Origin of the sequence: Marinobacter sp. C1S70, from assembly GCF_000475355.1 — a bacterium.
GTDB classification, from domain to species: Bacteria; Pseudomonadota; Gammaproteobacteria; order Pseudomonadales; family Oleiphilaceae; genus Marinobacter; species Marinobacter nauticus.
Genome location: NZ_AXBW01000019.1, coordinates 61,004 through 82,241, shown reverse-complemented (window position 1 = coordinate 82,241; position 21,238 = coordinate 61,004). Strand labels below are relative to the sequence as shown.

Sequence of the window (21,238 nt, the reverse complement as noted above, 5' to 3'; positions counted from 1 at the left end):
GTATACTTAACGTTTGATCGCACCAGTTTATCATGAATTCACGGAGTCGCTGATGGCCTCACTGCAGGAACAGTTATTAAAGGCCGGGCTGGCCGACGAAAAGAAAGCCCGGGAAGTACGAAATGAAAAACGAAAACAGAGAAAGCAACAGCCCAAAGGCGCCACGACCGTAAACGAAGCCGAAGAGCGCGCCCGCAAGGCTCGCCAGGAAAAGGCCGAGCGGGATCGGCAGCTCAACCTTGAGCGCAAGAAAGAGGCTGAGAAAAAGGCGATTCAGGCACAGATTCGGCAGCTGATCGAAACCAATCGCCTGGACCGGAGCCGCGGCGAAACCTCCTACCAGTTTGTCGACGGCAAGAAGATCAAGAAGATTCTGGTGAACGACCAGATGGTGGACCAACTCTCTCGAGGCCGTCTGGCCATTGTGGCGCTGGGTGACCACTATGAGATCGTCCCGGACAGGGTGGCCCGCAAGATTATGGAGCGCGATGAGAGCGCCATCATCTCAATGCATGATCGTAAACAGGATGACGCAGGCGAAGACGACCCGTATGCAGGGTATGAAATCCCCGACGATTTGATGTGGTAAAGACAATAAAAAACCCCGCACAAGGCGGGGTTTTTTATTTTGTATAGCAAAACGCCTCAGCCTGCGGGGTACACAAACTGAGGCGCTTTGACTTTAATATGGCGCGGCTGGGAGGATTCGAACCTCCGACCGCCTGGTTCGTAGCCAGGTACTCTATCCAGCTGAGCTACAGCCGCTTGAAACTGATTTGCGATGTTGGCGCGGCTGGGAGGATTCGAACCTCCGACCGCCTGGTTCGTAGCCAGGTACTCTATCCAGCTGAGCTACAGCCGCGCATCGCAACGTTGAGCGCTACCTCAACTGTTCTCACTTCTCTCCGGGGAGAAAATGGCGGAGAGGGAGGGATTCGAACCCTCGGTACGATTGCTCGTACGGTTCCTTAGCAGGGAACTGGTTTCAGCCACTCACCCACCTCTCCTTGAGAACGGGGCGTATACTACCATAATTTTTCTGTTTTCATAGGGTTGACACGACTTTTTTCTGGCCGATTTTCCCCACAATCAAAAAAGCCGTCCGGGTTACCCTCGAACGGCTTTTTAACTGATCAACGATTGCCCGATTCCGGCTCTTCGGAGCCTTTTTCAGATTGAATTCGCTGATAGATTTCTTCGCGGTGAACCGCCACATCTTTTGGCGCGTTCACACCGATGCGTACCTGATTCCCCTTTACACCCAGAACGGTGACGGTAATTTCGTCGCCGATCATGAGGGTTTCGCCAACACGGCGAGTCAAAATCAACATATCCCTTACTCCCTATTCCAGAGCTACCTGTTCCGACAAACACTACTGTTTACTTATTGCTTTTATAATGAGATCACTTCAGACACTAAAGACGCAGAAATACTTATACTTACCTGAATCCTGATAGCTATCTTCAATGACCTTGATCAGAGAGCATTTGAGACCTCCTGCCTCAGGCACTCTCCTCCACCCCGGCTTTATCCAGCTCGAACGCACTGTGCAGTGCGCGAACGGCAAGCTCGAGATACTTCTCATCAATCACCACCGAAATCTTGATTTCTGACGTGGAGATCATTTGAATATTGATGCCCTCATTGGACAGCGCTTCAAACATCTTGGTTGCAACGCCCGCATGGGAGCGCATACCCACGCCTACGATGCTGACCTTCGCGATCTTGGTATCTCCACCCACTTCACCGGCACCCAGCTCAGCGGTAACACCGCGCAACACTTCCTGGGCCCGTTTGAAATCGTTGCGATGCACCGTAAACGTAAAGGCAGTCTTGTTATCCTCGCCCACGTTCTGAACAATCATATCTACTTCGATATTAGCATCACTGACGGGCTTGAGAATCCGCAGTGCGCTGCCCGGTGTATCGGGCACACCAGAGATCGTCAGCTTGGCTTCGTCACGATTGAAAGCAATGCCGGAAACAACCGGTTGTTCCATGGCGTTCTCATCCTCAAAAGTAATCAGGGTGCCCTCGCCTTCCTGAAAGCTGGACAACACCCTTAATGGAACGTTGTATTTACCTGCAAACTCAACTGAGCGAATCTGGAGTACCTTAGAACCCAGACTAGCCATCTCGAGCATTTCTTCAAATGTAATGCGCTCCAACCGGCGGGCACTGTCCACTACCCTTGGGTCAGTTGTGTAAACACCATCTACATCAGTATAGATCTGGCATTCATCGGCTTTCAGTGCCGCCGCCAGGGCAACCGCCGTGGTGTCAGAACCGCCACGGCCGAGCGTGGTGATATTGCCGTTGTCATCAATGCCCTGGAAGCCGGCTACCACAACCACCCGACCGGCATCCAGATCTTCCCGCATGCGCTGCTCATCAATCTGCTTGATACGCGCCTTGGTATGGCTGCTGTCCGTGAGAATCCTGACCTGGGAACCGGTGTAGGACCGGGCATCGCAGCCCCGCTTCTGGAGAGCCATGGACAACAGGGCAATGGTTACCTGCTCGCCGGTGGAAACCAGAACGTCCATCTCACGGGGGGTAGGCTCATCCATAATATCGTTGGCGAGTGCAATCAAACGGTTGGTTTCACCGCTCATGGCCGAGACCACAACCACGACATCGTGCCCTTCTTTGCGGAACCGACAGACCTTGTCAGCTACCGCTTCAATCCGCTCGGTTGTCCCGACGGACGTACCACCAAATTTCTGAACCAGCAGAGCCATGTTTCCCAAACTCCGAAACGGGGTGTCACAACGGGGCTAGGCGCCCCGCCATTAAAAACAAACGGGCGGGATTATAAACCTCCGCCCGTATCAGAAAACAGTTGTTTACCCGATATTTTGCTCAACCCAGGCCGGTACACCAGCCAGGGCTTCGGCCAGACGGGATGGATCATTACCACCACCCTGGGCCATGTCGGGGCGACCGCCGCCTTTGCCATCTACCAGCGAGGCCAGATGCTTCATTAAATCGCCAGCCTTGATGCGGTTGGTGGCGGACTTGGTAACACCGGCCACCAGCACCACCTTTCCGTCTTCGACAGTGGCCAGCACCACAACGCCCTCGCCCAGCTTGTTCTTGAGCTGATCCGCAGTTTCCATCAAGGCCTTGCGGTCAGCGCCTTCCATCTCGGAGGCCACCACTTTCAGGCCTGCCACTTCGACCGCGGAACCAGCCAGATCAGTACCCGCGGAACTCGCCAGTTTTGCTTTCAGGGCATCGACATCCTTCTCAAGCTGGCGATTGCGGTCCAGAACCTGCTTGACCTTGTCGACGACAGAATCACGGGTGCCCTTCACCAGACGTGCGGTCTCGCGCAGCGTACGCTCGGTTTCATCAACCCATTCCAGCGCACCCAACCCGGTTACAGCCTCAATACGACGAACGCCAGAGGAAATGCCGCTTTCGGAGGTAATGCGGAACAACCCGATATCGCCGGTACGGGCAACGTGAGTACCACCACACAGCTCAACAGAGTATTTGTCGGTACCCATGGTGAGCACCCGTACTACATCACCGTACTTCTCACCAAACAGAGCCATCGCGCCTTTTTCCTTGGCGGTATCCATATCGGTAATGTCGATATCTACCGGCGTGTTCTCCAGGATCTGCTCGTTAACCGTACGCTCGATTTCTCTCAGCTGCTCCGGCGTCACGGCTTCAAAATGGGAGAAGTCGAATCGCAGTTTGTCCGGGTCGACCAGCGAGCCCTTCTGGGTAACGTGTTCCCCCAGGATATTGCGCAGGGCCGCATGCAGCAGGTGCGTAGCCGAGTGGTTGCGCTTGGTGCGTTCACGACGGGCATGATCAATCCGCGCATCCACTTCCAGCCCGGGGAACAGCTCACCTTCAATCAGGGTGCCCACATGCAGGTGGTTATCACCTTCTTTGCGGGTGTCGGTTACCTGGAAGCGGCCACCGCTCCAGGTCAGCAGGCCGGTATCACCCACCTGACCACCAGACTCCGCATAGAACGGCGTGCGCTCCAATACCACCACACACTCATCACCCGCTTCCGCGTTACGCTCCTCACCGTTGACCAGCACCGTGCGGATACGTTCATGACCATCGACGTGGTCATAACCGGTAAACTCGGTCTTGCCCTCAATCGTGATGCCGGCGGCATTGTAGTCGATACCAAACTTGCTGGCGGCACGAGCCCGGTCGCGCTGGGCCTCCATGGCTTTTTCGTAGCCTTCGTAATCCAGAGTCAGACCACGCTCGCGGGCAATATCGTTGGTCAGATCGACCGGGAACCCATAGGTATCGTAAAGAGTAAACACGGTTTCACCGGGAATCTCGGTACCCTTCAGCTCCGCAATGTCCTGCTCCAGCAGGCGCAGGCCTTTGTCCAGGGTCTTGGCGAACTGCTCTTCCTCCTGCAGCAACACCTTTTCGATCTGCTTGCGACTACTCACCAGCTGCGGATAAGCCTCGCCCATCAGTTCAACCAGAGCGCCGGTAAGCTTGTAGAAAAACGGCTGGGTAGCACCGAGCTTGTTGCCGTGGCGAGCTGCGCGACGAATGATTCGGCGCAGAACAAAGCCGCGACCTTCGTTGGACGGCATCACGCCGTCGGCAATCAGGAAGGCGCAAGAACGGATATGGTCCGCCACCACGCGCAGAGACGCTTCTGTGGTGGCCGCACCACCCAGGATGTCGGATGCCGCCTTCAACAGGTCCTGGAACAGGTCGATTTCGTAGTTACTGTGAACACCCTGCAGAACCGCAGCAATTCGCTCCAGCCCCATGCCGGTGTCCACCGAGGGCTTGGGCAGGTTCAGCATCTCGCCGTCGGCGGTGCGGTTGTACTGCATGAAAACCACGTTCCAGATTTCGATGTAGCGGTCGCCATCTTCTTCCGGGCTGCCGGGAGGCCCACCTGCCACATCCGGGCCGTGATCGAAGAAAATCTCGGTGCACGGGCCGCAGGGTCCGGTATCACCCATCTGCCAGAAGTTATCGGAGGCGTAGCGGGCGCCTTTGTTGTCGCCGATGCGCACAATCCGTTCCGCCGGCACACCGATTTCCTGGTTCCAGATATCAAAGGCTTCGTCGTCTGCGGCGTAAACCGTTACCCACAGCTTCTCCTGGGGCAGGTTGAGGTGCTGTTCGCCAGTCAGGAAAGTCCAGGCAAAATTAATGGCCTCGCGCTTGAAGTAATCGCCGAAGCTGAAGTTGCCAAGCATCTCGAAGAAGGTATGGTGGCGCGCTGTATAGCCCACGTTCTCCAGATCATTGTGCTTGCCGCCGGCACGCACACATTTCTGGGAGCTGGTCGCTCGTGTATAGTCGCGCTCCTCGCGGCCGAGGAAAAGATCCTTGAACTGGTTCATCCCCGCGTTGGTAAACAGCAGAGTGGGATCATCGTGGGGTACCAGTGAACTGCTGGGCACAATGGCATGCCCTTGCTGCTGGAAATATTCGAGGAATGCTTGTCGCAACTCTGCGGTTTTCATAGACCTTTGATACCTTTCGACCTGATACACCTTGCCAGACACCCGCCGAATGAACCGCCGGGTCTGAGGTTAAATGCGATTACTTACATGCGTGTGCAAATCGGCTACTCTAGCACACGCCGAGAACTTGAAAAACGTGAAAACTCACAGGAGACGCCATGCCCCGACGCTTTCATGAAGCCGATGAACTTCTGCCACCGGCGACCGGACTGAAACGTGCCCTGGCCATCATTTACGATGGACTGATCAGTATCGCCGTGCTGCTTGTCGCCAGCTGGGTGTACACCATGATTGCGGGATGGGTTACGGGCTGGGATCGCTATGAACAAATGGCCGAAGCCGGTGAACTCTCAGGAGACCCGGGGCTGACCTTCGTTCTGTTTCTGGTGCTGTATCTGTTTTTCGCCTACTTCTGGACCCGCATCGGCCAGACCCTCGGCATGCAGGTATGGCGCGTTCGCATCGAGAATCTTGATGGCACCTCCGTGAGCTGGACCCAGGCCCTGATTCGCTATGTTACCGCTGCGATCATCGTTTTCCTGAGCATTCTCGGCGCCTACTACCTGGGCGCGCTGACGTTGTTGCTCAGCATCCCGGCCATCATCGCGCTGTTCTATCCCATCAATGGGTTGTCGCTGACCGACCGCACCTCCAACAGCGTGGTTGTTCAGGTGGCCAGGCCCGAGAAAAAATAGGTCCGGCACTACCCTGCCCGACGCATCAGGACGGCTCCGACAATACCGTTAACAACAATCGGAGCCAGCACCGCGATCAGCGGATTAAAGCCATAAACCATACTCATCGGCCCCAGCAGATCCTGCATATACTTGAACAGCAATCCCACCAGCAGACCGGTAAATACCCGGAACCCCATGGTCACAGACCGCAGTGGCCCGAACACAAAGGAGATGGCGACCAACACCATCACCGCCGTGCCCAGGGGCATCAGTGCCTTTTTCCAGAACGCGAGCCAGTATTGTGCCGCACTCAGCCCCTGCTCTCCGAGATAGGCCGCGTAGGTATACAGGCCCGTCATCGACAGATTCTCCGGCTTCACAATCAGTACACTCAGCACGCTCGGCGACAGGCCGGTCTCCCAACGCAGTGACGCACTCACATCACGCACTGTACGCTCCGGTTCAATACGGGTGGAAGTCACGTTCTCCAGCAACCAGTAGTCGCCCTGGTAGATGGCACGCTCGGCGAAGCTGGCAACCTGCAATTGCCGGGCATCGTCAAACCGGAACATCGAAACCCCATGCAACACACCGTTTGGCTGAACCGCATTCAGGTGCATGAAGGTATTGCCTTCGCGATGCCACACCCCTTCGGCGGAAGCCATGCTGCTCCCCGCACCTAACGCCACCGCCTTGTCACTCTGGGCAATGCGTTCGGTGATCGGCGCGACATACTCACCTATCGCCACGCCGAGCAGAACCACGATCAATGCCGGCTTCATGGCGGACCAGACAATGCGTTTGAGCGACACGCCGGCTGCCCGGATCACCGTAAGCTCCGAGGAACTGGCCATGGAGCCGAGGCCGACAAGGCACCCCATGAAGGCACCAAGAGGCAGGTAATCGTAGATTCGCCGGGGCAAGGTCAGCGCCACATACCACAACGCCTGCAGGGTTTGATATTCGTTGCGCGTATCTTCCAGTTCAGCAATGAACGCAAAGATCACATCCAGCGACAACACCACAACCATCACCAGGAACATGGCGCCGCCAACGGTACGCATCACATAACCATCAATCTTATGCATGCTGGCGGCCCTCCCTCTCGAGACGGCGACGGTTCAACCACCCCGGGCCAAACTGCAGCCAGAGGCCCAGCGCCAGGAACAGCGCATGCACCCAGAGCATACCCACCCATTCAGGCACCTTTTCATCCGCCAGCGCATCCCGCGCCACAATCAGTAAGCCCAGATAGGTGATGTAAACCAGCATGGCTGGCAACAGATGGAAAAACCGCCCCTGCCGGGGATTCACCCGGCTGAGCCGCACGGCCAGCAAGGTGACGATGGGCACAATCAACGGTAACGATATTCGCCAGTGCAAGAGAGCCCGGTCTTCCGGATCATCCGAGTTCCAAAGCGCCAGCGTACTCAGGCCTTCCTCCAGCTCTTTGCTGCCCTCCTGGCCGCTGACAATCTTCAAACCGTAGGCTTCAAATTCAGTGACATTGTAATCAAGCTGGCCGGGAGCCCCCTGAAAACGACCACCATCCTCCAGCACCAGAAACCGGCTGCCGGTTTCCTCGTCAATGAACTGGGAGCCAGACTCCGCAGTGATCAGAGTGACACCCTTACCGTCCTTGTCGTACTCGGCAATAAACACCCCCTGCAACTGGCGCTTGTCGTCGCTCAGGGCCTCGGTGTAAGTAACCCGATCGCCGGAGGTAAAGTCCTGAAACCGCCCCGGGGCCAGCATTTCAAACTCGGTGGCCTTTCGCTGCTCGTTAAAGATGTGCTCCACCTGTTTCATGCCCCAGGGAGAGATATAAAGGCTCATGGCCCCCACCATCAGCATGACCGGCAGCGCTCCAAGCAACGTTTTCGCCAGCAACTGCTTTTCACTCACACCGCAGGCGAACAACACCGTCATCTCGCTTTCGAGGTACATCCGGCCATAGGCCAGCAGAATTCCGATAAACAGGCCCAGGGGCAGAATTAATTCCAGAAACCCGGGGAAACGATACCCCATAATCGCAAACAGGACGCCGGCCGCAATCTCGCCCTCAGCAGCATCGGCCAGATACTTGATAAAACGCCCACTCATGAACACCAGCAACAGAATGCCTGACACCGCAAGCATACTGACCATGATCTGGCGAATGAGGTAACGGAAGATAATACTCAAATCAGTCTCTCTGGCGGCGCCGTCATTGGAGATGGAGGTTAAGGAGAACAGCGCGTATTCTATGTAACCTCGCCGACGAATGACAGTACGGGGCCTACACGATAAAACCATCGTAACGAAGCGGGCGCCCGGCTTGATTAATAAAGGCTTTGCCCCAATCCTTATGAGCATTGCCATCAACATTCAATTCAATTGAATAAAGCACAATCTGACAACGGAGTTGCCATGAATTTCAGCCTGAGCAGCAAAGCCATCACAGCCACCAAAGCCGACTGCCTGGTTATCGGCCTGCCTGAGAAAGGCGAGTGGCCAGAATCCACCAAAGCGGCAGACGACGCGCTGGGCGGACTGATCAAGCAACTCGAGAAAGCCGGCGACCTGACCGGCAAGAACGCCTCCGTGAATACCCTGCCCCTGGTGGATCAACCCTGGCAGCGCGTTGTGGTAATTGGCACCGGCAAAGATGCAGACCGCACAGCCACAGCCTATCGTAAGAGCCTGATTGCCATGACCGGCGCATTGAAAGATGGCCCCTCCAAAAGTGCACTGATCAGCCTGACCGATACTGCGGTTCAGGGCGAAGCTGCGGTCAGCTCTGAAGAAGCCCGGCTCAACCTGATTGGCCGGATTCTGGAAGACCAGTTCTACACCTTCACCGAATTCAAAAGCGACAAGCCTGCCGCCCGCAAACTGAAAAAAGTTGTGGTACAGGCATCCGGCGCCGGCAAGTCCCTGAAAGATGCGTTCAACCTTGGCCTGGCCACCGGCCGCGGCATGAACTACACCAAAGACCTGGGCAACACCCCACCCAACATCTGCCACCCGGTCTGGCTTGCCGAACAGGCCAAGGCCATGGCCAAAGACTACGACTCCATCCAGACCGAAGTTCTGGACGAGAAGCAGATGGAAAAACTGGGCATGAACACCATCCTGGCCGTAGGCAAAGGTTCCAAGCAGCCTCCGCGCCTGATCGTGATGGAATACCGTGGCGGCAAGGCCAAAGACAAGCCCTACGTACTGGTGGGGAAAGGCATCACCTTCGACACCGGCGGCATCAGCCTCAAGCCGGGCGAGGGCATGGACGAAATGAAATACGATATGGGCGGTTCTGCCAGCGTTTTCGGCACCATGAAAGTCCTGGCTGAAACCAAACCCAAGATCAACGTGGTTGCCGTGATCGCTGCCGCTGAAAACATGCCCGACGGCGGTGCCTCCCGCCCCGGCGATATCGTCAAAACCCTGAGCGGCATGACCGTCGAAATCCTAAACACGGACGCCGAAGGCCGCCTGGTACTGTGCGACGCCCTCACCTACGTGAAGAAATTTGACCCGGCAGCCGTGGTCGACATGGCCACCCTCACCGGCGCCTGCATTATCGCCCTGGGCAGTCACGCCACCGGGCTGTTGTCCAACAACGACGAACTGGCCAACGAACTGCTCGCCGCCGGCGAACGCACCGGCGACCGCGCCTGGCGCCTGCCGCTGTGGGACGAATACCAGAGCCAGCTCGACAGCAACTTCGCTGACATGGCCAACATTGGCGGCCGCCCGGCCGGTACAATCACCGCCGCGTGTTTCCTGAGCCGCTTTGCCAAAGACTACCGCTGGGCCCACCTGGATATCGCGGGCACCGCCTGGAACTCCGGCAAAGCCAAAGGCGCCACCGGCCGCCCGGTCCCCCTGCTGGTCGACTACCTGATGACCCATGCAGGATAACCAGCCAAACCCTTCCCCGGAGCCCGGCAGCCTCGCTGCCGGGCCCTCCGGCCAGGACGACAGAAACCAGCGCTACTGGTTCCACATCCTCGCCCAGAACACCCACGCCGCCCGCAACCTCCACGCCGCCAAACTCGTGGACAAAGCCTGGCAGCAGGGCGACCGTGTGTGCGTTCTTTGTGACACCGAAGAACAGGCCGTGGAACTCGACGACCTGCTGTGGAACTTCACCCCCGAAGCCTTCATCCCCCACAGTATCGCCCAAGACCCAACCACCCCCTGCACCGATCCTGTCGGCATCCTGCTCTACCCGCCAGCCGCGGTGGACTGGGATACCGTGATCGTCCTGTCCTCAACACTGCCCGACGACGCCGACCAGTACGGCCGCCTGGCACTGGTTGCCCACAATGACCCGGCGGTATTGAACCAGGCGCGGGGGCATTACAAGCAGTTGCGGTCACTGGGCATTGAAGCTCGGGTGCATGATATGCGGAAACGCTAGCCAGGTTCGCCGCGATCAAGACGACCATGTATAATCGTCCGATTCAGAATTTCCCTATGTGAATCAACCAAAACGGTCACTGCATAATCCCATGGAAAAAACCTACCAGCCAGAAAACATCGAGCGCCAGTGGTACGAAAACTGGGAATCCAAAGGCTATTTCCGCCCCAGCGGCGAAGGCGACTCCTACAGCATCGCCATCCCGCCACCCAACGTGACCGGCAGCCTGCACATGGGCCATGCCTTCCAGCACACCATCATGGACACCCTCACCCGCTTCAAGCGCATGCAGGGCCGTAACGCACTGTGGACCGTCGGCACCGATCATGCCGGCATCGCCACCCAGATGGTCGTCGAACGCAAACTGGCTGCAGAAGAAGACAAAACCCGCCACGATCTCGGCCGGGAAGAATTCATCAAGCGCATCTGGGACTGGAAAGAACACTCCGGCGGTACCATCACCCGCCAGATGCGTCGCCTGGGCAACTCCGTGGACTGGAGCAACGAACGCTTCACCATGGACGATGGCTTCTACAAAGCCGTACAGGAAGTCTTTATCCGCCTGTACGATGAAGGCCTGGTGTACCGCGGCAAACGGCTGGTGAACTGGGATCCGAAGCTGCACACCGCTATCTCTGATCTGGAAGTTGAAAACAAGGAAGAAAAGGGCTATTTCTGGCACCTGCGCTACCCGCTGGCCGACGGCCAGAAAACCCAGGACGGCAAAGACTACGTCATCGTCGCCACCACCCGCCCGGAAACGATGCTGGGTGACACCGCCGTAGCCGTCCACCCGGACGATGAGCGCTACCAGCATCTGATTGGCCAGCACGTTCTGCTGCCGCTGGTTAACCGCCGCATTCCCATCGTGGCCGACCACCACGCCGATCCAGAAAAAGGTTCCGGCTGCGTGAAGATCACCCCCGCTCACGACTTCAACGATTACGCCGTAGGCAAACGCAACAACCTGCCCATGATCAACGTCATGACGCAGGACGCCAACATTCGTGAAATCGCCGAAGTGTTCAATGCGGACGGCACCGAAAATTCCGAGATTAACAGCGCCCTCCCGGCCGCCTATGCCGGCCTGAGCCGGGAAGCAGCCCGCAAGCAGATTGTTGCCGACATGGAACTGGCAGGCCTGGTCGAGAAAATCGAAGACCATGTGCTGAGCGTACCCCGCGGCGATCGCTCCGGGCTGATTATCGAGCCGATGCTGACGGATCAGTGGTTTGCCGACGCCAAGACCCTGGCCAAGCCGGCTATTGAAGCGGTAGAAGACGGTCGCATCCAGTTCGTACCCAAACAGTACGAGAACATGTACTTCGCCTGGATGCGCGACATCCAGGACTGGTGTATCTCCCGCCAGCTCTGGTGGGGGCACCGGATTCCTGCCTGGTATGACGCTGAAGGCAATATCTATGTGGGCCGGAGCGAGGCTGAGGTGCGCAGCAAACATCAGCTCCCGGACACACTGGAACTCAAGCAGGACGACGATGTACTGGACACCTGGTTCAGCTCCGCCCTGTGGACCTTCGGCACTCTGGGCTGGCCGGAAATCACCGAACGGCTGAAGACCTTCCACCCCACCGACGTGCTGGTGACCGGTTTCGATATCATCTTCTTCTGGGTTGCCCGGATGATCATGATGACCATGCACTTCATGAAAAACGAAGACGGCACCCCACAGGTACCCTTCCATACCGTGTATGTCACCGGTCTGATCCGGGACGAGCACGGCGACAAGATGTCCAAGTCCAAGGGTAACGTGATCGACCCGCTGGATATGATCGACGGCATCAGCCTGCCGGACCTGCTGGAAAAACGCACCGGCAACCTGATGCAGCCCAAGCTGGCCGAGAAAATCGGCAAGCGCACCGAGAAGGAATTTCCGGAAGGCATCGCCGCCCATGGTACTGACGCCCTGCGTTTCACCCTCGCCGCCATGGCGACCACCGGCCGTGACATCAACTGGGATATGAAGCGCCTGGAAGGCTACCGTAACTTTTGCAACAAGCTGTGGAATGCCGCCCGCTATGTGCTGATGAACACGGAAGGCGAAGACTGCGGCGTGAACAATGAGCCGGTGGAACTGTCACTGGCAGACCGCTGGATCATCAGCGAACTGCAGCACTGCGAGCAGGAGGTGATCCGTCACCTGGACCAGTACCGCTTTGACCTGGCCGCCTACGCCCTGTACGAGTTCATCTGGAACGAATACTGCGACTGGTACCTGGAACTGTCCAAACCAGCCCTGAGCGATGACAGCGCCAGTGCCGAGGCCAAACGGGGCACCCGTCGTACCCTGGTACGCGTACTCGAAGCCGTACTCCGCCTGGCGCATCCGATCATGCCGTTCATTACCGAAGAAATCTGGCAACGCATTGCACCGCTGGCCGGCAAGCAGGGCGACAGCATCATGCTGCAGCCCTACCCGCAGCCGGATGCCAGCAAGCAGGATGCCGCCGTGGCCGCCGATATCGAGTGGCTGAAAGGCGTGATTGTAGCGGTGCGTAATATCCGCGGCGAGATGAACATCTCCCCGGGTAAGCAGGTACCGGTACTTCTGAAAGGCGGCAACGCCGACGATCAGCGCCGCCAGAACGACAACCGCCAATTCCTCATTTCCCTGGCCAAACTTGAGAAGCTGGAATGGTTCGAGGGCGACAAAGCTCCCATGAGCGCCACCCAACTGGTAGGCGAAATGGAAGTGCTGGTGCCCATGGCCGGCCTGATCGACAAGGACGCCGAACTCAAGCGCCTGGACAAGGAGCTGGAACGCCTGAACAAGGAAATCGGTCGCCTGGAAGGCAAGCTGAACAACGAGAAGTTCACCGCCAAGGCACCAGCCGAAGTCGTAGAGAAGGAAAAAGAGAAGCTGAAGGATGCCCAGGGCAGCCTGCAGCGGCTCAGTGCGCAACGGGCAGAAATCGAGGCCATGTAAGGCCATGATCGCCATCCTCGGTGCCGGCTCCCTGGGCCGGCTCTGGGCGGCAACGCTACCTGCCGGGCAGGTAGCGTTTGTGCCCCGTCCGGGGCAGGCCCCTGCCCCCGTCTGTTATCGCTTTCAGCCCATTGACGGCGAATCAGGCAGTACCATTATTCCCTGGCTACAACCCGGCCAGTCTCCTGATCTGATCCTGGTGACAACCAAAGCCGGCGACACCCTCGAAGCCCTCAAGGCGGCCCTGCCCTCCATTGCCAAACAGACTCCCATTGTGTTGTTCCAAAACGGCCTGGGGAGCCAGCAGCAGGTCACCGAAACATGGCCGGACCGGCCGGTACTGGCCGCATCCACGACCGAAGGCGCAAACCGGCCCGCCCCCGGGCTGACCGTTCACGCTGGCAGCGGCACTACCTGGGTCGGCGCCCTGAACCCGGCGGGGAATCCATTGGTCGAAAGGGTTGCCCAACAGCTCGCCAGCAGCGGCCTCATGGTCCACCCTGAACACGATATACTCGCCAGGCTCTGGCAAAAACTGGTGATCAACGCCGGCATAAACGCCTTTACGGCCATTCTGGATTGCCCCAACGGAGAGATCCTGACACAACCGTTTTACCTGCAATGGATTGCCCCCTTGTGCGAGGAGATCAGCCGCCTGCTCCCTGCCGCCGGACAACCGCAACAAGCCCCGGAAAACCTGCGCGAGACTATTGAGGCTGTCGCCCGCAAAACCGCCGCCAACACGTCTTCCATGCGGGCTGATGTACAGGCAGGCAGAACCACGGAAATCGACTTCATTAACGGTTACCTGGCGCGGCTCGGCCATCAACATGGCATACCGGCACAGGTGAACCAAATGCTCGCCGAACAGGTACAACAACTGAACTGACTTTTACCAGAGGGAGCAAGACCATGGGCAATCGCCTGTCGAAGATCTACACCCGAACCGGAGACGACGGCTCTACCGGCCTGGCCGATGGCAACCGTATCGCCAAAAATGCCCAGCGAGTGGAAGCCATGGGTATGGCCGATGAGCTGAATTGCCATATCGGCGTTTTGATTGAGACGCTTCCATCTGGCGACCGTCTGATCGATACCTTCCGGCGCATTCAGCATCACCTGTTTGATCTGGGCGGCGAATTTGCCATCCCGGGCAGCAAGGTGATCAGCGACAATCACATTGAGTGGTTGGAGCAGACTCTGGACGAGTACAACACCGACCTGCCGCCGCTAAAAAACTTCATCCTGCCCGGGGGCTGCCCTGCCGCAGCACAATGTCATCTGGCACGGGCGGTCTGTCGCCGGGCCGAGCGCGTGGTGGTGGCCCTTGGCCACGAGGACTCCATCAATACTGCCTCGCGTCACTACCTGAACCGGTTATCCGATCTGCTGTTTGTCATCGCCCGGGTGCTGGCTCGCCGGGATGGCAGCCAGGAGATTCTCTGGGAGCAAAAAAAATCCGGCCTCTGAGGCCGGATTTTTCACAACAGCAACCGCTGATTACACCTTGAATGCCTCCACCAGGCGCTGAAGCGACGCGGTAAGCTCCGACATCTGCCTGGACGAAGCCAGAGTCTCTTCGGCGTTGGAGGCTGTGCTCTGGCCAAATTCGCCAATGCGCTCCACGTTGGCATTCACGTTCCTGGCCACGGCCGACTGTTCCTCCGCCGCCTGGGCAATCTGGTGGCTCATATCCACGATCTCGGAAATGCCCGAGGCGATCCGATCCAGCGCTTCGGTCACTTCACCAGACTTCTGTACCGTCTTCTCCGTGGCATCGTGACTTGAGGTCATGGCAGATACCGCCTCTTTTACACCACCCTGAAGCCGGGAAATCATGCCTTCAATTTCCTCAGTGGACTTGTGGGTACGCTGGGACAATGAGCGAACCTCATCCGCCACCACCGCAAAGCCACGCCCTTGTTCTCCCGCCCTCGCTGCCTCGATGGCCGCGTTCAGCGCCAGCAGGTTGGTCTGCTCGGCAATCGCTTTAATCTCAACCAGAACCTGACTGATATTGTCACTGTCCGCACTCACCCGGTTGATGACATCAACGGCGCCAGCAATCTCCGTCGCCAGCCGGTTAATGGTCGCCACGGTATCGGCCACCACTTCCCGGCCCTTCTCGGTATCTTTCTCGGCATTCCCCGCACTATCCGCCACCCGGTGCGCACTCTCGGTGACTTCATTGACCGCTTCCACCATCTGGCCCATGGCCTCGTTGATCTGACCGGTCTCTTCCATCTGTCGGGCCACGGCCTGACTGTTAGCCGATGCGGTGTCATTCACCCGGACCGCCTGCTGATCAACATCTGCCGTTGTAGAGCCCACCGACCGGACAAGCTCAGCGATACGATCGGTCATGTTGTTGAACTCGGAGGTGAGCTCACCCAGTTCGTCCCGGTTGTTCAACCGGATATGGGTGGTCATATCGCCGGCGGCCACATTTCTTGCAGCTTCGCTGAACCGGTTGATGGCAATCCGCACAGACATAAAGAAGCCCACATAGAGGTAGACCACCACCAGCATCACAGCAATCAGCGCCACCAGAATCAGAGTGCGCTGCCCGGTCTGGCGGGCCAGGCGATCCTCAAGATTACCGGCAACCACATCGAAGATACGATCGCTGAGGGTATCGTAATATCCCATCTGCGCCGATACGGTCTCATCGAATTCCTGCCAGGGCAGCTCCAGGCGCATAGGCGTAATGACATTCAGATCCAGCTCATCACGCACTGTCATCAGGCTCTCTTCCGTGCGGGTCAAGGCACCGCTCGCACTCTCTGCCAGTTGGGGCGACGCCTCCACGGCAACGGAAAGGGCCGGCGAAAGCAGCGAACTGCGGTTGGTCAACTGATCGTAGATTTCATTCAGGGTTTCGCTGAGTGCATAGCCCACCTGACCTTCCACCAGCGCAAAAATACCGTATGAACGGGCGCGGCCAACAACGGTGCGAGACTCAGGCAACGCAGAACGTACCAGCCCTAACAGCAGCAGGTTTTCCCGGGACGCATCCTGCCCCAACCCACTGATTTCAATGGTCGCCGGCAGCAAGGCCATCACCTTCTGCACAAATTCCTGGTAGTACTTGAACTGGGGGTCAATGTTGCCCTGATAGTTATCGTTGGCTTTGAGCGTCTCCCATTCTTCCCTTACAGCCAGAATCTGCTCCTGCCAGGAGCCGGAGGTGTCAAAAGAACGCTGTGGTTCGGCGAGATCTGCCAACAGGGCGTCCATACGACTGGCCGCTTCGTTGGCTTTTTCGAGCAGGGGTTGTTCGTCTTTCAGAATGCCAGGGGCCTGATAGTCACGGTAATCCATCGACGCCACCAGCAGGCGTTCCACCTTCTGGAGTTCTGCAAGACCTTCAATGCCGCGGGTCATGGTCTGAACCGACTGGTTGAGCCCGGAAATCACCAACCAGGAAAGCACGATGATAGGGCCAAGAAAGAGAATGCTGATGAGGCTGAATTTGTAAACCATGGGCAGCCGATTCATCAGTGCTACAGCCGGATTGATTATATAGTTCACAGAGCCCTCGCTGCTTCTAACAACTGAATCTTTATTCTTTTGTTTGATTATCGCCCGTTGCCGGAAAAACTTAATCACTATTTAGTGTTATTCTGTAATTCGTTTTTTGCTCTCCGCCTAGGTCACGCCAGCGATCACCAGCAATGCAAACGCACATATCCACACCAGCATGCTCCGGTTGAGGAGGTCCCTTATGGCGCTGAGGCTCCGTCCACCAAAATCGGGCCACTCTTCCGGGTGCAACTCCGAAAAGCGCGCAGGATCAAGTGCATAACCAGTTAACGACCCGTTGGCGGAAATCATGAGCACATCTGCGGTCTTTTTCCCGAATCCCGGGAATACCTTGCGTATTTCCCGGGACCAGCCGGCCAGGTCACCGGCGAGTCCGAATGTGCATGACAGCAAGCGGGAAGGAATCCAGCCGATAAGCCGGGCCGCCCGCTGATAGCGTTCCCGCGCGGCCGCCTGCGGCCATTGACCCGCCAGAGCTACAAGCCCGCGAGCCAGAAAAGCCAGCGCTATGCCGCCGACGGCGTACCAGAAAACCACCAGGAAGAAACGCTCGAAAACCGAGACCATCAGCGCCCGCGACACCGACAGGTGCATGGCTTCTGGCGATAGCGCCGCTCCTCTTTCGGAGGCGGGCAGGCGCTCTTGAACATGGTGCCAGGCAGCCTGCATATCTCCGCGCCGCCAGGCATCAGAATAGGCTCGCAGCACCTTGCGCCAGCCCGGCGCCCCCATCAGCACCACCAGCAGCAACAGTTCAAGCGGATACAGGGCATAGCGGTAGCCCGCCTCACGGGACAACGCCCACGCGCCAGCGAGCGCCAGAGAAGGTAACACAACCAGCAGCGCCCCTCTCCAGACTGACCGCTCCTGACCCGCTTCTACCCGGCCCCAACGATGAAGCCAGCGACGCCAGATCTCATCGCTGGCCAGGTGGTCGGCGCGGTCCAGCCTGCGGCGAGTCACGTACGCAATCAGAAAAACAACCAACGACATCAGGCCATCTCCTCGTTCGACAGCAGTGCCCGGAAGCGAGACCACTCAAACGCGGGCCCTGGATCGGTTTTTCGGCCCGGAGCAATATCACTGTGGCCGGCAATGCGACCCGGCGTGATTTCTGGCCAGGCTGTCATTGCCAGGAGCGCCAGACGCGCCAGCGCACGGTACTGATCATCGGTATAGGGAACGTCATCCGCACCTTCGAGCTCGATACCAATGGAGTAGTCGTTGCACTCCTCCTTACCCTGAAAACTGGAACGGCCAGCATGCCATGCCCTGTCCAGACAGCTGACAAACTGAATAACGGAACCATCCCGGCGAATCAACGCGTGTGCAGACACCTTCAGCTCTGCGATCGTTTCAAAATAGGGGTGGGCAGCAGTATCCAGACAGTTACAGAAAAAGTTCTCGATGTGCGGGCCGCCAAACTGTTCCGGCGGCAGGCTGATGTTGTGAACCACCAGCAGTGAGATAGAGGAACCGTCCGGGCGGGGACCAAAATTGGGCGACGGACACCAGCGCACGCCGGGGAACCGGCCACTGGAACGCAAAAGTGCTGCCGCATCTTTCAGGGAGTGTGGGTGATGATCGTTCTGGATACTAGACAACGTGTTTCCATCGGCGCAGGGGACTCATGCAGATGATTGAATCACAAAGCGCCCATGGATGCCACGACGTCGCCGGTGCCCGGCGCGGGCACTCAGTACCGGAGATCAGTCTTTTCGGTTATGACGCAGGTTGTCGATGATGGACTCCAGCGCCCGATCAAAGATCAGGCCGTCATCCAGCATGGTGATCGCCTGCTCCTGCAGAGCAATCGCCAGGTCATCCCGATGATATTCCGCCACCTTCGCACCACTGCGGTTAACAAAGATGTACTTGCCGGTGGCCTTGATGAAGGCCGCCAGCTTGCAACGGACCCTGGTCTCGTCTCTGGCCATCTCAACCCAGGATCCAACTCTCAGGCCGTCCGCCTTCGCCAGCCATTCCGCCGACGCTACTGGTGATTGGATCTCCGCGGATTCCTCGGCGACGGCTGCCGTCTCAACGCCGGCTGAGATCTCAGCAGGCTTGACTGACGCAGGTTCAGTCACCTCGTCAATCACCTCCGGCGCAGGTTCCGATTGCTCGGGAGTTTCCGCCGGCTCTGCCGGAGCTTCAGGTACCTCGAAATTCTCAATCGTGGGTGCCTTGTCTTCAACAACCGGCGCGGTCACCAGTTTCTGGAAAACATCGACATGGGCAAGCTCCAGGTCCCGGATGGCCGCATCGGTTGCAAACGGATCCCAGGAGATCTCCTGAAGCGCCTTGCGGAGCTCTTCCACCACCTCTGGAATCATTCGCAACAGTTCCGCCCGGGTATCAGAAGACACCGGTCGCGGGTCAACACTCCACACCAGCCGCTCGCTGATGGCCTTTGCCTGCAGCCAACGCTCGCTTTCTTCACCCTCGCGCAACACCACCCACTGCAGGTAGCGGGTCCAGGGCTCGTTCAGCACCTGTAAAACCGGCTCGGGAATGTCCCGGCCTGCCGTGTGCTCACGGATAACATCGGTAGCAGCCTGACTGGCACGCTCCTGCCGGGCGCGTCCTTCTTCGGCATCCCGAAGGCGCTGCTCAACCAGCTCGCGACGCCGGCGATCCAGATCCATGAAGTGACCAAAGTCCTTCAGCAATTCCTCGAACAGCCCTACCTGATCGGTGTATTCGGTCAGCACCCGACCCACCACTTCCTCAATCTTTTCCCGAAGCGGATCACGCATTCCGGCACGTTTCTCGCTCCAGCCAATGGCGGCCAGGGCAAGTTCGTTGAGGAGCTTGCGAACCGGATGGCCACCACGATTGAAAAAGTTCTTGTCGCTGAGTGCGACCTTGAGCACCGGAATCTGTAGCCGCCCGATCAGCGCCTTCATGACCGGATGCAACTGACGATCTTCGAGAATAAAATCAAACAGCATTGAGACCAGATTGATCACATCACTGTCGACCTGCCCTACTGAGAATCGCTTCCCTTCCGGACCCTGCAACAGCGGCTGTAACTGCTGGCGCAAAGGCACCACATTGTCGCCTTCACCCTGCGGCGCTGCGCCCTGCAGTTCGTTCAGGCGCGCCATCAGACGATCGGTATCCAGAACAGCGCCGGTTTGTGCCATACCGGCACTACTGGTCTCTCCCTGGTGCAACAGCGCACTCAGCTCACTGAAAGTAGGCGACGGTCCATGGCCATTGGCCGTACCTTCGGCAGCCGGGGCTTCCTGGGCGGGCGCTGGCGAACCGCCTGCCTTTGGCGCACTGCGACCCGGCGCTACCTGAGCACCACCCACCGGAGCCCGCTTCATGTCAGGCAGCACGCCGGCGGCGATCAGGGTTTTGTTGCATTCCTGGTAGAAATCGCTGAGCTTGTCCACCAGCAGGCGTTCAAACAGCTTCAAAACCACAAGCTTGGCACGGATATCAATATCCAGATCGGTGCAAGCATCCGAAATAGCGCCACAAATGACTTCCGGGCTGAGAGGCATTTGATCGTCAGAGAGATCCAACTGCGGAACAAGATGGCGAATCCGGGCCGCCAACATCCTTACCGGCTCCTGGTATCGATTCCGCAGGCGATTGGTCAGGTTATCTATCGCTACCTGCTGTTCAAGATCAGAGTGATCCACCAGGCTGAGAGAGTCCTGGTCCACTTCTTCCAGTGAACCACCGGAGCGGGCAGGTTTGAACTTACCCAGCTCGTTGAAGGCCTGGCTGACGTATTGCAGGACTGACACTGTCATTGCCTTCCGGCGCAGTCGCAGCTCCCGCATGGCGTCGAAGTAGGCAGTCTGGTCCTGGTTGGAGCCGGCCCGGTCTGCGAGGGCAAACAAACTGTCGTCAGCCTGTTCGAAAAAACTGGCAAGTACCGCCTTGAGTGACTGACCCGATGTGTCACGCAGTCGCACCAGCTCTACCGGTAACGAGAACCGGCTCACCGGCTTCTGACCGGCCAAGCGGACTACCTTGTTATCGTGCGCCATGTGGATGCTCCGGAATCGATCAGCTGATGGTACTTAAACCTTTATAGGATTACATCATACGGGCGAGTGTCGTCACCTTGTGTCAGAATTTGTCACCTTTTGTGTCAGCAGGAACTGCATCACACTTCAGACCACTCACACCTCCATTTGGCGAATCGATAGCGCTGGCAGTAGAATTGCCCTC

General features: G+C 57.8%; 16 protein-coding genes and 3 tRNA genes. 7 read left to right on the top strand and 12 right to left on the bottom strand.

From position 1 onward, the window contains the following. The first annotated feature begins 52 nt into the window (after window positions 1–52). Window positions 53–589 (top strand): DUF2058 domain-containing protein, encoded by a 537-nt coding sequence (locus Q669_RS06895; RefSeq protein WP_022991727.1) that lies wholly within the window; start codon window positions 53–55, stop codon window positions 587–589. A gap of 99 nt (window positions 590–688) precedes the next feature. On the opposite strand, the gene Q669_RS06890 is transcribed toward Q669_RS06895, so the two are convergent. The 6 genes from Q669_RS06890 to alaS form a co-directional block, all read right to left on the bottom strand. Continuing rightward, window positions 689–765 (bottom strand) — tRNA-Arg (locus Q669_RS06890). Between the two features lie 20 nt (window positions 766–785). Then, a tRNA-Arg gene (locus Q669_RS06885) sits at window positions 786–862 on the bottom strand. 55 nt (window positions 863–917) lie between these two features. Next, window positions 918–1,007 (bottom strand) — tRNA-Ser (locus tag Q669_RS06880). 126 nt (window positions 1,008–1,133) lie between these two features. Then, complete coding sequence (gene csrA, locus Q669_RS06875) at window positions 1,134–1,331, bottom strand: carbon storage regulator CsrA (protein WP_011784483.1); 198 nt, start codon at window positions 1,329–1,331, stop codon at window positions 1,134–1,136. A 172-nt stretch (window positions 1,332–1,503) separates the two neighbouring features. Further along, entirely contained in the window at window positions 1,504–2,742 is a 1,239-nt protein-coding gene (locus tag Q669_RS06870) for an aspartate kinase (RefSeq protein WP_011784482.1), read from the bottom strand. Between the two features lie 105 nt (window positions 2,743–2,847). Beyond that, the gene (gene alaS / locus Q669_RS06865; protein ID WP_022991726.1) at window positions 2,848–5,478 is read right to left on the bottom strand and encodes an alanine--tRNA ligase; all 2,631 of its coding nucleotides are present in this window, start codon (window positions 5,476–5,478) and stop codon (window positions 2,848–2,850) included. A 158-nt stretch (window positions 5,479–5,636) separates the two neighbouring features. Here alaS and Q669_RS06860 point away from each other — a divergent pair, with 158 nt between their 5' ends. After that, complete coding sequence (locus Q669_RS06860; protein ID WP_022991725.1) at window positions 5,637–6,173, top strand: RDD family protein; 537 nt, start codon at window positions 5,637–5,639, stop codon at window positions 6,171–6,173. An 8-nt stretch (window positions 6,174–6,181) separates the two neighbouring features. On the opposite strand, the gene lptG is transcribed toward Q669_RS06860, so the two are convergent. Both lptG and lptF read right to left on the bottom strand, forming a co-directional pair. Next, on the bottom strand, window positions 6,182–7,243 hold the full coding sequence (gene lptG / locus Q669_RS06855) for an LPS export ABC transporter permease LptG (protein ID WP_022991724.1): 1,062 nt from the start codon (window positions 7,241–7,243) through the stop codon (window positions 6,182–6,184). Next, a complete protein-coding gene (gene lptF / locus Q669_RS06850; RefSeq protein ID WP_022991723.1) occupies window positions 7,236–8,339 on the bottom strand; it encodes an LPS export ABC transporter permease LptF in 1,104 nt (367 codons plus the stop codon). The genes lptG and lptF overlap by 8 nt, the downstream gene beginning before the upstream one ends. A gap of 225 nt (window positions 8,340–8,564) precedes the next feature. On the opposite strand from lptF, the gene Q669_RS06845 reads away from it, so the two are divergent. From Q669_RS06845 to Q669_RS06825, 5 genes are all read left to right on the top strand, one after another. After that, complete coding sequence (locus tag Q669_RS06845; RefSeq protein ID WP_022991721.1) at window positions 8,565–10,055, top strand: leucyl aminopeptidase; 1,491 nt, start codon at window positions 8,565–8,567, stop codon at window positions 10,053–10,055. Next, window positions 10,045–10,557 (top strand): DNA polymerase III subunit chi, encoded by a 513-nt coding sequence (locus Q669_RS06840; protein WP_022991720.1) that lies wholly within the window; start codon window positions 10,045–10,047, stop codon window positions 10,555–10,557. Before Q669_RS06845 ends, Q669_RS06840 begins: the two co-directional genes overlap by 11 nt. 91 nt (window positions 10,558–10,648) lie before the next feature. Further along, window positions 10,649–13,501, top strand: a complete 2,853-nt coding sequence (locus Q669_RS06835; RefSeq protein WP_022991719.1) for a valine--tRNA ligase — start codon at window positions 10,649–10,651, stop codon at window positions 13,499–13,501. A 4-nt stretch (window positions 13,502–13,505) separates the two neighbouring features. Further along, window positions 13,506–14,390 (top strand): ketopantoate reductase family protein, encoded by an 885-nt coding sequence (locus tag Q669_RS06830; RefSeq protein WP_022991718.1) that lies wholly within the window; start codon window positions 13,506–13,508, stop codon window positions 14,388–14,390. A gap of 23 nt (window positions 14,391–14,413) precedes the next feature. Beyond that, the gene (locus Q669_RS06825; RefSeq protein WP_014421886.1) at window positions 14,414–14,971 is read left to right on the top strand and encodes a cob(I)yrinic acid a,c-diamide adenosyltransferase; all 558 of its coding nucleotides are present in this window, start codon (window positions 14,414–14,416) and stop codon (window positions 14,969–14,971) included. Window positions 14,972–15,001: 30 nt separating this feature from the next. On the opposite strand, the gene Q669_RS06820 is transcribed toward Q669_RS06825, so the two are convergent. From Q669_RS06820 to Q669_RS06805, 4 genes are all read right to left on the bottom strand, one after another. Continuing rightward, the gene (locus Q669_RS06820) at window positions 15,002–17,032 is read right to left on the bottom strand and encodes a methyl-accepting chemotaxis protein (protein WP_081699716.1); all 2,031 of its coding nucleotides are present in this window, start codon (window positions 17,030–17,032) and stop codon (window positions 15,002–15,004) included. Between the two features lie 117 nt (window positions 17,033–17,149). Next, window positions 17,150–18,037: a histidine kinase gene (locus tag Q669_RS06815; RefSeq protein WP_022991716.1), complete on the bottom strand. Its 888-nt coding sequence runs from the start codon at window positions 18,035–18,037 to the stop codon at window positions 17,150–17,152. Further along, window positions 18,037–18,648 (bottom strand): 1,6-anhydro-N-acetylmuramyl-L-alanine amidase AmpD, encoded by a 612-nt coding sequence (gene ampD, locus Q669_RS06810; protein ID WP_022991715.1) that lies wholly within the window; start codon window positions 18,646–18,648, stop codon window positions 18,037–18,039. The genes Q669_RS06815 and ampD overlap by 1 nt, the downstream gene beginning before the upstream one ends. 105 nt (window positions 18,649–18,753) lie before the next feature. Further along, window positions 18,754–21,054 carry a DUF1631 domain-containing protein gene (locus tag Q669_RS06805; RefSeq protein ID WP_022991714.1) on the bottom strand — a complete coding sequence of 767 codons (2,301 nt, stop codon included), beginning with the start codon at window positions 21,052–21,054 and terminating at the stop codon, window positions 18,754–18,756. Window positions 21,055–21,238: the final 184 nt, after the last annotated feature.

Bases quoted from the DNA above. Each gene is read 5' to 3' on its own strand.
- Q669_RS06895 (WP_022991727.1), top strand. From the start codon at position 53: ATGGCCTCACTGCAGGAACAGTTATTAAAGGCCGGGCTGGCCGACGAA.
- csrA (WP_011784483.1), bottom strand. From the start codon at position 1,331: ATGTTGATTTTGACTCGCCGTGTTGGCGAAACCCTCATGATCGGCGAC.
- Q669_RS06870 (WP_011784482.1), bottom strand. From the start codon at position 2,742: ATGGCTCTGCTGGTTCAGAAATTTGGTGGTACGTCCGTCGGGACAACC.
- alaS (WP_022991726.1), bottom strand. From the start codon at position 5,478: ATGAAAACCGCAGAGTTGCGACAAGCATTCCTCGAATATTTCCAGCAG.
- Q669_RS06860 (WP_022991725.1), top strand. From the start codon at position 5,637: ATGCCCCGACGCTTTCATGAAGCCGATGAACTTCTGCCACCGGCGACC.
- lptG (WP_022991724.1), bottom strand. From the start codon at position 7,243: ATGCATAAGATTGATGGTTATGTGATGCGTACCGTTGGCGGCGCCATG.
- Q669_RS06845 (WP_022991721.1), top strand. From the start codon at position 8,565: ATGAATTTCAGCCTGAGCAGCAAAGCCATCACAGCCACCAAAGCCGAC.
- Q669_RS06840 (WP_022991720.1), top strand. From the start codon at position 10,045: ATGCAGGATAACCAGCCAAACCCTTCCCCGGAGCCCGGCAGCCTCGCT.
- Q669_RS06835 (WP_022991719.1), top strand. From the start codon at position 10,649: ATGGAAAAAACCTACCAGCCAGAAAACATCGAGCGCCAGTGGTACGAA.
- Q669_RS06830 (WP_022991718.1), top strand. From the start codon at position 13,506: ATGATCGCCATCCTCGGTGCCGGCTCCCTGGGCCGGCTCTGGGCGGCA.
- Q669_RS06825 (WP_014421886.1), top strand. From the start codon at position 14,414: ATGGGCAATCGCCTGTCGAAGATCTACACCCGAACCGGAGACGACGGC.
- Q669_RS06815 (WP_022991716.1), bottom strand. From the start codon at position 18,037: ATGTCGTTGGTTGTTTTTCTGATTGCGTACGTGACTCGCCGCAGGCTG.
- Q669_RS06805 (WP_022991714.1), bottom strand. From the start codon at position 21,054: ATGGCGCACGATAACAAGGTAGTCCGCTTGGCCGGTCAGAAGCCGGTG.